Origin of the sequence: Kitasatospora papulosa, from assembly GCF_000717245.1 — a bacterium.
GTDB lineage: Bacteria > Actinomycetota > Actinomycetes > Streptomycetales > Streptomycetaceae > Streptomyces > Streptomyces papulosus.
Map to the genome: position 1 here is coordinate 157,355 of NZ_JNYQ01000011.1, position 12,094 is coordinate 169,448.

Here is a 12,094-nt window from a genome sequence, read left to right on the forward strand (position 1 = left end):
CCAGGGCTAGCGGCACTCCGGCAGCGCCGGCACCTCCCTGGTGCGTACCGCGGGCAGCCAGGCCGTGGAAGGCCCGGAGCCGGCCGGGAGGCGGATGCGGAACCAACGGGTGGACTGCCGGTCCTCCTCGTCGACGACCGGGTCCCCGCCGTGCATCTGACAGTCGGTCGTGAGGACGTCGCCGTGCCACACCCTGGTCTGTACGACGTTCTCCGCCGTGTAGGGCAACAGGGGATCGACCGCCAGACCCAGACTGCACCGCAGGTCCAGGTCGACCGGCTCCCGGCAGCCCCGTTCCGCGTTGTACACCCGGACCAGGCCGGGCGGTGCGCCCGGGGCGGTCCTCGCGGTGTCCGAGCACAGGGCCGCGACGCTCACCCCGCACAGCGCCGTGGCCAGCGCGGCGGTGCGGGCACGGCCGCCCCGCCGCCCCGCCCCCACGACGCGCGTCCGCCGGTGGGCGGTGGTCATCCGGGCGAGCAGGCTCTCCGCCGTGTGGCGGGCGCGGGCCTGATGGGTCGGTGCCAGACAGTCGGTGGCCAGCGCGCGCCAGAGCGGCGGAACGGCAGGATCCACGCGCAGCGCCGCACGCCCCTCGCCGTACTCCTGGACCGCGGCGCCCCGGGCCATCGGCGTCGCCCCGGCGAACAGCGGGACGCCGGGCGCGAACACCTCGTGGATGATGACGCCCAGGGCCCAGATGTCGGCGGTCGGCCGGATCGGTACGCCGAGTTCGCCGAGGGGCGCCTTCCAGCGCTCGGGCGGGAAGTAGTCCATGGTCCCCATGGGCGGCGCGTACCCGTGTGTCCCCGTCAGCTCGGTGGCGAGGCCGAAGTCGGAGAGCTTCACGGACCCGTCCCTGCCCAGTAGGACGTTCTCCGGCTTGAGGTCCGCGTGGACCCAGCCCGACCGGTGCAGATGGGCGAGTCCCTCGCAGATGCCGGCGATCAGCCGGCCGCGGTCCGTCTCGGGCACCCCCGCGTCGATCAGGTCCCGGAGGCTGCCGGTGGCCCGTTCCATGACCAGCACGATCGCGCCCTCCAGGAAGGGGCGTTCGGGGGAGGCGAGGACGAACCACTCCCGGAAGCCGATCAGCCGGGGGTGCCCGGCCCTGCGGCCCAGTTCGACCTCGCGGCGCGCGGACTCCACGATGCTGCGCACCTGGCGCGGCGAGAGACCGGCGGTCGGCATGATCTTGAGCGCGACGTCGCCCCGGTCCGGGGGAGAGGCGGCCGAGCCGCTCCGGCCCGGTCCCCGGCCGGCCGGTCGCGCCGCATAGACCGTGGACCAGCCGCCGGACCCGATCAGCCGGGTGACCACCCAGTCCCCGACGCGACAGCCGGGCGGGAGCACGTCGGTCAGGTCGTCCCCCGTGGTGCGCGCCGCGCTCATCGCGCGGCCTGCCGCTCCTGCCCGCCGGTGCGCGCCAGGGGCGGCAACAGCGCGAGGTGTTCCTCCCGCACGAGCCCGAACCGCAGCGCCAGCCCGACGATCTCCTCCCGCTTGCCGTTGCGGCGGTCGCTCCTGCCGGGCTCGGGGCTGTCCGGGGCGCCGACGCGCAGCTTCTCCTCGGCGAGGTAGTCGATGTGCGAGCTGACCGCCCGCGCGGTCAGTTCGCCGGAGGCGAGGTGACCGCTGAGACGTTCCACGATCCGGGGAGTGGTGGGAACCGCCACGCGCGACTGGTCGCGCAGACGCGGTTCGCAGAGGGCGACCAGGACGAGGAAGTACGTGGCCGTCTCGTTCAGGGAGTACGCGGTGACCGTGCGGTTCCCCCAGGGGACGCCCATGGCGTCCGGGTCCAGATAGAGGTGGTCGGGAGCGAACACCTGGAAGGAGACCGTGGCCTCACCGCGTGTGGGCAGCACGACGCGCGAGAACTCGAAGGGGATGGGCGCCCCGATCCGCCTGGGCGGAACCCTCAGGTATTCGCCCGCTCCCTCCGGATTCTCCACGAGGTAGCTGTGGGCGGTGCTGTGGTTGGTCAACTGCCAGTGGTCGTCGGTCACACGGATCTCCCCGGCCAGCCGGGAGATCGCCGGATCGTCGAGGCGCAGCTCGACGGGGACGCTCGCGGGGCCCCGCCCGAAGCGCGCGACCTCGCCCGGGCCGAGCCGTAACGTCACCGCGTCCGCACGCGGTTCGCCGTCTGCGCCGCCGCTCTCCCGCGGCAGATGGACGATTACGCCGCTCAACGCTCCCCCGTCCCGCGCGTCGCTTGTCGGACCAGCGGAACGATACTCATCTCGCGGGGGAGTTCACCGGCGTACTTCGGCCACATCGGCGCAACCGGTCACCATGGTCTGCGGATGCCCCTTTCCGGGCCGTGCGCAGTGGGGAAAGTCACCGCAGGAGGGAGGGCAGGGGGCCGGGTCGGGCGGAAGGGGCGGTGCGAAGGGGACCCCCGGATCCGTGAACGGAGCCCCGAAGCCCCCTCACCGTGGCGAGATCCGATCCTCCGCTCGGAGCGCGGGGCTGCCCGACAGGAGCGGTGCGACGGCGCGGTCCCCGAAGGCCGTCCACGGCTGCCATCCGCCGCTCGGCCGCGCCTGCACCCGGGTCCGCACCCGGCCCGCGTCGGTGACGGCGAACACGTGCAGCCGCCCGGTGGCGTCGAGCGCGGCCACGGGGGTGGCGACGAGCCGGATTCCGGGTTCGCCGAACTCCGCACCGGGATGCGTCTCCCCGCCGGGGGTGATCTGCCAGCGGTGGTCGAGGCGGGCTCCGCCGGGTGTCAGGGTGAACGCCTCCAGCCTGCCGTCGGCGTTCACGGCGAGCGCCGGGGCGGCGGCGCTCCAGCCGGACAACGGCACCCAGGCGTCCCAGCCACCGCTCGGGACGGCCTGCCGCCGGGCGAAGGCTCCCACGCCCGACGGTCCGATCGCGGCCACGGTGAGCCGGCCGCTGCCGTCCCCCGCCACGCGCGGCGCGGCGCCGGCCGCCGTGCCGAAGCGGTGCCATGACGCCGTCCACGGCCCGCCGGGCGGGGGCATGAGTTCCTTCGGAGGGGTCAGCCGACCGGGGGACCGGCGGAGTTGTTGAGCCAGAGCCAGTCGGACCACGTGGCGAAGCCGGTCTGCCATTTGTGGAAGGTGCCCGCGTGGCTCGTTCCGAAGACCTCGATGCGGCCGTCGGCGTTGGAGGTGGCGGTCACCTCGGTGCCGCCGGTGCCGAACACCGCCCAGTCGCTGTAGCGGGCGTTCACACCGGTCTGCCAGATGTGCATGGCGGTGGTGCCGTTCATCGCGAAGACCTCGACGCGGCCGTCGGGGGTGCGTTCGCTGGTGAGCTGCGAGTCGGTGGGGCCGCCCACGGGCTCCCACCCCGACCAGTTCGCCGAGCCCGTCTGGTACCTGTGGAACACGCCGACCGGGCCGGACGCGAAGACCTCGAGACGGCCGTCGGCGTTGTGGTCGACCGTCAGGTCGTGCCCGCCTTCACCGAATCCGGCCCACGGTGACCATCCGCCGCTGGGCGCGGTCTGGTACCTGTGCTGGAAGGTGGAGCCGTTGAGGGCGAAGACCTCCAGGCGTCCGTCGGGTGCCTTCCCCATCTCCACCCGGCTGTCGGCGGGTCCGCCGCCGGTGGGCTCCCACCCCGACCAGCCGCCGTTCGGAGCGAGCTGGTACCGGTGGAAGAGACCGGCGGGGCCCGATGCGTACACCTCGATACGGCCGTCGGCGTTGACACCGGCCGCGGCGTCCCGGCCGCCACCGCCGAAGTTCTCCCATCCCGACCAGCCGCCGGACGGGCTGGTCTGCCAGCGGTGTTCGAAGGTGTCCCCGTTGAGGGCGAGCAGTTCGAGACGGCCGTCGGCGTTCGGAGCGACGGCGAGTTCGGCGTCGCCCGGTCCGCCGAGCGACTCCCACTCCGACCAGTCGCCGTTGACCTCGCGCTGCCAGGCGTGGTGGATGCCGTCGGCTCCGGCGGCGAACAGCTCCAGGCGCCCGTCCGCCGACCGCGCGGACACGACCCGGCCCGACTCGGACGGGTACACCAGGGGTTCGGGCCGCGGACCGCTGCCCGGGGTGCAGGGAAGCACCACGCCGCGCTCCGCCAGGTGGACCTCGGGATCGATGCCGTAGGTGGTGGACCGGTCTCCCCAGATCCGCAGATGGAGGTGGGGACCCGTGGACTGGCCCTCGGAACCCATCAGGGCGATCTGCTGGCCCGCCGTCACACGGTCGCCGACGGAGACGTCCCGCCGGATCATGTGCCCGTACTCGGAGATCCGGCCGTCGGCGTGCTGGACCCGGATCCACTGGCCGTAACCGCTCTCGTAGCCGGAGATGGTCACCTCGCCGTCGCCGACGGCGTAGATCGGTGTCCCCACGACATTGGCGATGTCGGTGCCGTTGTGTCCGTCGTGGAAGTGCTGGGACACGAAACCGGCGGCCGGACAGGCCGCTGCGGCGGCGGTGCCGGCGGCTGCGGCGGGAGCGGCCGGCAGAGGTGTCCACGGCAGCAGTGCGGCCGCCGCTGACGCGAGGGACCAGGTCAGTGCACGTCGGGAAAGCCCTGGAAGCACGAGTGCTCCTCCCCTTGGCGGTCTCGGGGTGAGTGGGACGGTCGGTCGGGGCCGTGCGCTCGGGCGGTACGGAAGCTAGCAACAGGGCGGCTCCCGAAGACCCCGGAAGGTTACGGAATGACAGACGGGCGCACGTCGGTTAGTGGGCGCTCGCCACCGGTCATCGGGATTTCATCGCCCGTCCCTAGCGTGGCCTCCTTCGGGCGACGGCCCGTACGACAGGGGAAGGACAGCGATGGCACGGAGGAGACGCAGGGCGAGACTGCCGATGGCGGTCGTGGCCGCGGTGGCGGTGATGAGCACGCTGGCGGCCGGCGGTCCGGCGGCCGGGGGGACCGGGACGGCACCCGGCCCGGACGAGCCCACGATCCGCTGGACCGAGTACGGGATTCCGCACATCATCGCCTCGGACTGGGAAGGGCTGGGGACGGGCTACGGATACGCGGCGGCCAAGGACAACATCTGCACCCTCGCCGACACCTACCTGATGGTCGACGCCCAGCGGTCCCGCTATCTGGGGCCCGACGGCAGGGCGAGCCCCGGCCAGACCCAGAACAGCACCAGCAACCTCAACAGCGACCTGTACTTCCAGCGGATCAAGGACGACAGGGTGGTGGAGCGACTGCTGGACCAGCCCGCCCCCGACGGCCCGGAGCCGGAGGTCGAGGAGGCCATTCGCGGCTACGTCCGGGGATACAACAGGTACCTGGCCGAGACGGGCGCGGAGAACATCTCCGACCCGGCGTGCCGCGGCGCCGCCTGGGTACGGCCGATCACGGAGCTGGACGTCTACCGGCACGCGCACGCCGAGATCATCATGGGCAGCGCCGACCCCCTGCTCGACGGCCAGGTGAACGCCGCTCCCGCGGTGGGGGCGGACGCCGCGCAGCCACGGTCGACACCGGGGAGGACCGCGGCGAAGGTCCGTGAGGCGATGGCCTCGAGCCGTCGGGACAGCATGGGAAGCAACGCACTGGCCGTCGGTTCGCAGGGGGTGTCCGGTGGTACCGGCATGCTGCTGGCCAACCCGCACTTCCCGTGGCAGGGCAAGAACCGGATGTGGCAGAGCCAGCTGACCATCCCGGGCAAGGTCAACGTCTCCGGGGCGAGCCTGCTGGGGCTTCCCGCCGTGAACATCGGGCACAACGACGACGTCGCCTGGAGCCACACCGTCGCCACGGTGGCACCCTTCGGGCTGTTCGACGTACAGGTCGATCCGCTGAACCCGACCATGTACCTGGTCGACGGAGCCTGGGAGCGGATGACCTCGCAGCGGGTGGAGGTCGAGGTGCTGGAGCCGGGCGGCACCCTCTCCACGGTCACCAGGACCCTGTGGTCCACCCGCTACGGCCCGGTCACCACGTCGATGCAGGGCGTCCCGCTGCCCTGGGTGGTCAGCGCGCACGCGGTGCGCGACGTGAACATGCACAACCTGCGTGCGCTGAACACCTGGTTCGGCCTCGACCAGGCCCGGGACGTCCACGACGTGGTCGGCATCCTGGAGACCACACAGGGCGTCCCGTTCTTCAACACCGTCGCCTCCGACCGCACGGGCAACGCGCTCTACGCGGACATCCAGGCCACCCCGAACATCACCGACGCCCACGCGCGGTCGTGCCTCACCGAGACCGGCAAGCTGCTGTTCGACCAGGCGCTCCCGCTGTCGAACGTGCCGCCGATCTCCATCCTCGACGGCAAGCGCAGCGCGTGCGACTGGCCCGACGACCCGGACGCCGCGGCCCCTGGACTGCTGGATCCGAAGGAGCAACCACGCCTGATCCGGACCGACTTCGCGGGCAACGCCAACGACAGCCCCTGGCTCGCCAACCCCGCGCAGCCGCTGACCTATCCCCGGGTGATGGGCGACACCTCGGCACCCCGGTCCCTGCGTACCCAGGAGTTGATCCTGACCGCGCAGAACCGGATCAACGGGACCGACGGCCTGCCGGGCAAGGGCTTCACCCCCGAGACCATGGGGCAGTTGCTGTTCGCCGACAACAGCAGGGCGGCCGACCTCGCCCTCGACGCCACGGTGACCATGTGCCGGAACGTGGCCTTCGGCCTCATCCTGGTGGACGGCAACCTGGTGAACGTGAGCGAGGCCTGCCCGGTCCTCGCCGCCTGGAAGAGCCACGACTACACGTCGGACAGCAGGGGATCGTGGCTCTTCGCGAACTACTGGTCCCTTCTGCTGAACGGACAGGGAGTCGCGAAACTGCCGTGGCGGGTCCCCTTCGACCCCAAGGACCCGGTGCACACGCCCAACTCGCTGGACACCGGGAACTCCGCCGTCCGTGACGCGTTCGGCCGCGCCGTACTGGCGCTGCGCAAGGCGGGTGTCCCGCTGGACGCCCCGCTCTCGGACGTCCAGAAGGTCACCCGCGGTGGTGAGCAGATCCCGGTCCACGGCTCCATCGGCCAACTGGGGGTGCTGAACGTCATCACTCCCGGCCAGGTCGACGGAACACAGGACGTCGTCTTCGGATCGAGCTTCGTCCAACAGGTGCGGTTCACCGCGGAAGGTCCTCCGCAGGCCTTCTCCGTCCTGGCCTACTCCCAGTCGGCCGACCCGGAGTCGCCGCACCACGCCGACCAGACCAAGCTGTTCTCGGCCGGCGGATGGGTGACCGGGCGGTTCACGGAGGAGCAGATCGCGGCTTCACCGGACCTGCTGATCAAGGTTCTCGACTGAGCGTGCCTGCACATTCACAAGGGGGAACACAGTGACAAGGAAAGTCAGTTGGTGGAGGCCGGCGACGGCATGGATGCTCGCCGCCGTGGCCGTGGCCGTGGCCGTGGTCGCGCCGGCGGGCCCGGCGCAGGCCGCGGACAAGAGCTCCACGCCGCCGCCCATGGCGGACGGCTTCGGCCTGACCCGGGTCGGCGAGGCGACCGGGAGCGCCGACAACTTCTACCTCACGGTCACCACGCCCGAGGTCGCGGGCGAGCAGCACATCAAGATCATTCTGCCGGACGGCTACTACGACGATCCCGGCCGGCGCTACCCGGTGCTGTACTTCCTGCACGGCTCGCCCGACGACCCGGTCCAGCAGAACTACCCGGCCCTGTCGATGTCGGACGAGATGATCACCGTCGTCCCGGACGGCGGCGCCCGGGGCTGGTACGCCAACTGGCTCAACCAGAGGACCGCGGCCGGCGCCCAGAACTGGGAGAACTTCCACCTGAAGCAGGTGATCCCGTTCATCGACGCGAACCTGCGGACCATCCCCACCAAGAAGGCCAGGGCCATCGCCGGCGTCTCCATGGGCGGCTTCGGCGCCTTCCACTACGCCCAGGCCCGCCCCGACCTGTTCAGCCACACCGCGTCCCTGTCGGGGGACATCGACATGTCGGCGAGGTCCATGGACCTCCGGCTGGCCGTCGTCGCCTCCCTCATCGACGCGACGGGCGCGATCTGCGCCTCGGCGTCCGGAACCTGCGACCCGAACGACTCCCCGTACAAGCCCGGTGTCGACAGCGACGCCGCGTTCGGCTCGCCCTACCCGGTGTTCAACGCCGACTGGCGGTGGAACGAGGTCGACCCCTCGCAGCACATGGGCGTACTGGCCGAAGCCGGAGTCGGAGTGTCCGTCTACGTCGGTGACGGAGGCGGCTCGCCCCTCGAACCGGAGTTCTGGGTCGCGGGCGCGGCCAAGAACGTCAAGGCGGCCATGGACGCCCTCGGCATGTCCTACTACTACGTCAACTACGGCGACGGGGCGGCCTGGGGCACCCGGTGCGACGGTGGCCACAACGGCGGCTGCTGGGAACAGGACCTCCGTGACCTGATCCCCAGGCTGGAGAGGGAGTTCGCGGCCTGACGGACAGCGTCCGCCGTCGTCCCCGGCCACTGGACCGGCCTGCGGGACGACGGCGGATGTGCGCGCTGAACTCACCGTACCCGGACCGCCCCTCAGGTGACCGCGGGCCCGGAATCGTTCAGCCAGGCCCACTGCGACCAGGTGGCGAAGCCGGTCTGCCACCGGTGGTAGACCCCTGCGTGGCTGGTACCGAACACCTCGATGCGGCCGTCGGCGTTGTTGGCCGCGCCGATCGACGTGCCCCCGCCACCGAAGGTCTCCCACTGCGAGAACGCCGCGTCGGGAGCGGTCTGCCAGGCGTGGCTCGCCGTCGTGTCGTTGATCGCGAACACCTCGACCCGTCCGTCGACCGTCCGTGACGTGGTCAGCTCGGCGTCGCGGATCCCGCCGGTGCCGGTCCATGCCGACCAGGTGGTGGGGCTGGTCTGCCAGCGGTGGAAGACGCCGTTGGCGTTGGAGGCGAACACCTCCAGCCTGCCGTCCCGGTTGTGGCTCGCCGTGACGGAGCGACCTCCGTTGCCGAAGTTCTCCCAGGCGGACCATCCGCCGTTGACGCCGCTCTGGTAGAGGTGCTCGAACGTCGAGTCGGACAGCGCGAAGACCTCCAGCCGCCCGTCCGGTGCGGTCTCCATGGCGAGACGCGCGTTCGCCGGGCCCCCGTGCGTGCCCTCCCACCCGGACCAGCCGCCGCTCGGCGCGGTCTGCCAGCGGTGGAACACACCCTCGGTGTTGGACGCGAACACCTCGATACGGCCGTCGGCGTTGTTGCCCGCGGCCAGACGATGTCCCCCGGTGCCGAAGTTCTCCCAGGCGGACCACCCGGCGCTGGGCCCGGTCTGCCACATGTGGTCGAACGTACTGTCCGACAGCGCGAACAACTCAAGCCGCCCGTCCGCGTTGGGCGCCACGGCCAACTGGGCGTCGCGCGGGCCGCCGACGAAGCGCCACGTCGACCAGTCGCCGTTCACGGTGGTCTGCCAGGCGTGATGGACGCCGTCGGCACCGGCGGCGAACGCTTCGAGCCGTCCGTCCGCGGACCGCCCGGACACCACCCGGCCGGAGCCGTACGGATGCTCGGGGCCCGTGCTCGTGCCCGCCCACAGGGCGTTGGCGATCAGCGTGGCGTCGCCTGCCTCGATCCCGTAGAGGTGGCGCAGGTCCTCCCGTGGCTGCTGGACACGCCAGCACACGTCACCGATCGGCGCGGTGTTCCACGAGCCGCCCGGGTAAACCCGTTCCATGGCGTCGAGGAAGGCGTTCGTGGCGTAGGCCGGGTTCAGACGCTGCTCCCGGGTGCCCCACCAGTCCTGCTGCTGGAACAGCCCGATGCTGGTGTGGTCGACGGCCTGCGAGTAGTTGTTCATGCTGGTTTCCACGATGATCGTGGCGATGGCGATCGCGGCGGCTCTCGGGTTCAGCCCCCGGTCCTTCACCGCCTGGGTGACCATCCGCGCGCAGGACATCTTGTACGCGTCCAGATAGCCCGCCATCTTCGCGCCGAGCTGCGGGTTCAGCTGGCCGGCCATGATGCCGTCGGTGGCCGACGGCCCGGCCGGATCGCACGGTTCGGTCGGAATGGCCAGGCCTTCCGGGCCGGCGAAGTAGTGGGAGACACCGGACCGGTCGTCGCCCTGCCCCGGAACAGGGCCGGTGCGGGCGAACGAGACCGATGCGGTCGTTCCGAGGATCAATGCCCAGACACCGGCCATCAGAGCCAGTCCGGTGAATATGCGGGATAAGCCGCGTCTCGCCATGTTGTGCCTTCCGTCGTGCGGTCCGGTCGTCGGCGGCCGACAGTAGGAAGCACCGATGAAATGCCGATGGAATCGGGCCTGCCACGCGTTTCATCGCCATGTCATCGGCCCCTGCCAAGGTCGTGAGGCGTAGGCACCACACAGGGGAGAAGCGAATGCGAGTGAAGAGGACGACGGCCGCGGTGGCCGGACTTCTGCTGACGGCAGGCCTTTCGGTGGCACAGGCGTCCACGGCGCAGGCGGCGGAGACTGCGGCTCCGTGCGGGGGCACGTACACGATCGTCGTCGGCGGCACGGGAAGCGCGTGGAACAACGACGGCTTCACCGGCAACATCCAGCAGCACGTCGGGTACCCCACCCAGATCCCCAACGGCGCCAGCGCCCGTGCGGGCGTCAACGAGCTGAACCGGCTGGTGCGTGACCAGCGTGCCGTGTGCCCGGGCCAGCACGTCAAGATGGGCGGGTACTCCCTGGGCGCGGCGGTGGTGCACACCTGGGTCACCGAGAACTGGCAGACCTTCGGCAACGTGAACGCCGTTCTGATCGCGGACCCCAAGCGCCAGGGCGGCCCCGGCGCGAGCGGGGGATCGGTGCCGTTCGGCGGGATCATCGGCGCACCGCTCGCCGGAGCCGACACGTTCTACGGCAACGTGCCGGTCAAGACGATCTGCCACTGGGACTACGTCTGCGACGAGTCGGCCGGCATCTGGACGTACCCGGCCAACCACGTCAACAACTACCCCAACGACTTCAACATGGATCACCACAACGACAGCGCCAACGAGACCTGGTACAACGGCGCCTGGTATCCGGCCTCCTGGTGATCAGGCGCCCGTGACGGATCCGGCCGGGGGGAGGGTCCCCGGGCCGGCTTCGTCACCTCGCAGGATCATCCGGTGCGTCTCCCGCAGCATCCGGCTCGGAGAGACCCCCAGATCGTCGGCGAGGCAGCGGCGGGCGCGCTCGAACACCGTCAGGGCGTCGGCCTGGCGGCCGTTCCGCTGGAGCGCGTGCATCAGCATCGCGGCGAGCGGCTCGTCGAGAGGGTGTGCCGCGGACAGGGAGAACAGTTCGGCGATCGCCTCCGTGTCCCGGCCCAGGCGCAGCAGCCCTTGCACCTTCCGGCGCGCGATGGCGATCCTGCGCTCGGTGAGCCGCAGCCGCTCCAGTTCGGCGAGCGGCCCCGGCAGACCGGCCAGCGGTTCCTCGCGGAACAGTTCCAGCGCCCGGGCACAGAGGCGGACCGTCTCGTGCGGTCCGCCCGCCCGAGCAGCCTTCGCGATGCCGGCGACCAGTTCCTCCATGCGTGCCACGTCCACCTCGACCGCGCCGGGGACCAGCCGGTAGCCACGAGGCCCGCGCTCGATGACCGGGTCCGTGCCGTCCCCGGCGCGCAGCGCCTTGCGCAACCGGTAGATGTACACCGGCACCACGTTGGCGGCCGGTGTCTCCACCCCCCATACGTCGTCGAGGAGTTCCTGCCTGCTGAGGGGCCGCCCCGCGCCCAGGGCCAGGGCCGCCAGCACGGCCTGCTGGCGCAGATGTCCCAGGTCCAGGGGCCGCCCGTCCCGCCATGCCCGCAGCGGTCCGAGCAGGGAGATCCGCACCCTCGGTTCCGCCGCGCGTGCGGCGGCGGCCCCGCGCACCGGCCTCGTGTGCCGGGTGCGCGGGCCACGTCCGGGGACTACCAGACCGCAGTCGAAGGCGTGGACGACGGCAGCGGTACGGTCGCGCAGCCCGAGCTTGCGCAGGATCCCCGCGAGATGCTCGGCCACGGCGTCCTCTGGTAGGGCGAGCGCGGCGGCGATCTCGTCGTCCCGCAGGCCGCAGCCGACCGCGGAGAGCACCTGGCGCTCCTGAGGCCTGAGCGCGGCGGCGGGTGCGGAGAGGCGGTCGGTGGTGACAGTCGTCGGCATCGCTGCTCCCGGTCTCCGGACGCGTCGGTCTTACGGGCGCCTTGGAGAACGTACGGGGCGGGGCGTCGGGAGGGG

General features: G+C 71.5%; 9 protein-coding genes. 3 read left to right on the forward strand and 6 right to left on the reverse strand.

Annotated elements, in window-relative coordinates:
* Window positions 1–6: 6 nt before the first annotated feature.
* The 4 genes from IA22_RS0125390 to IA22_RS0125405 all read right to left on the reverse strand — a co-directional run bounded on the left by IA22_RS0125390 (window position 7) and on the right by IA22_RS0125405 (window position 4,528).
* A complete protein-coding gene (locus tag IA22_RS0125390; RefSeq protein ID WP_030124937.1) occupies window positions 7–1,392 on the reverse strand; it encodes a serine/threonine-protein kinase in 1,386 nt (461 codons plus the stop codon).
* Window positions 1,389–2,195: an FHA domain-containing protein gene (locus IA22_RS0125395; protein WP_030124938.1), complete on the reverse strand. Its 807-nt coding sequence runs from the start codon at window positions 2,193–2,195 to the stop codon at window positions 1,389–1,391. Before IA22_RS0125395 ends, IA22_RS0125390 begins: the two co-directional genes overlap by 4 nt.
* A 240-nt stretch (window positions 2,196–2,435) precedes the next feature.
* Entirely contained in the window at window positions 2,436–2,993 is a 558-nt protein-coding gene (locus IA22_RS0125400) for a DUF8189 domain-containing protein (RefSeq protein WP_237691362.1), read from the reverse strand.
* Window positions 2,994–3,010: 17 nt separating this feature from the next.
* Window positions 3,011–4,528 (reverse strand): DUF8189 domain-containing protein, encoded by a 1,518-nt coding sequence (locus IA22_RS0125405; protein WP_030124940.1) that lies wholly within the window; start codon window positions 4,526–4,528, stop codon window positions 3,011–3,013.
* Between the two features lie 235 nt (window positions 4,529–4,763).
* On the opposite strand from IA22_RS0125405, the gene IA22_RS0125410 reads away from it, so the two are divergent.
* Both IA22_RS0125410 and IA22_RS0125415 read left to right on the forward strand, forming a co-directional pair.
* Window positions 4,764–7,220 (forward strand): penicillin acylase family protein, encoded by a 2,457-nt coding sequence (locus IA22_RS0125410; protein ID WP_030124941.1) that lies wholly within the window; start codon window positions 4,764–4,766, stop codon window positions 7,218–7,220.
* Between the two features lie 73 nt (window positions 7,221–7,293).
* The gene (locus IA22_RS0125415) at window positions 7,294–8,349 is read left to right on the forward strand and encodes an alpha/beta hydrolase (protein ID WP_051694840.1); all 1,056 of its coding nucleotides are present in this window, start codon (window positions 7,294–7,296) and stop codon (window positions 8,347–8,349) included.
* A gap of 92 nt (window positions 8,350–8,441) precedes the next feature.
* On the opposite strand, the gene IA22_RS0125420 is transcribed toward IA22_RS0125415, so the two are convergent.
* Complete coding sequence (locus tag IA22_RS0125420) at window positions 8,442–10,103, reverse strand: PLL family lectin (RefSeq protein ID WP_030124943.1); 1,662 nt, start codon at window positions 10,101–10,103, stop codon at window positions 8,442–8,444.
* Window positions 10,104–10,258: 155 nt separating this feature from the next.
* Between IA22_RS0125420 and IA22_RS0125425 the strand changes: the two genes are divergently transcribed.
* Window positions 10,259–10,927, forward strand: a complete 669-nt coding sequence (locus IA22_RS0125425; RefSeq protein ID WP_030124944.1) for a cutinase family protein — start codon at window positions 10,259–10,261, stop codon at window positions 10,925–10,927.
* Here IA22_RS0125425 and IA22_RS0125430 read toward each other — a convergent pair whose 3' ends face one another.
* Window positions 10,928–12,019: an AfsR/SARP family transcriptional regulator gene (locus tag IA22_RS0125430; protein WP_030124945.1), complete on the reverse strand. Its 1,092-nt coding sequence runs from the start codon at window positions 12,017–12,019 to the stop codon at window positions 10,928–10,930.
* Window positions 12,020–12,094 lie beyond the last annotated feature (75 nt).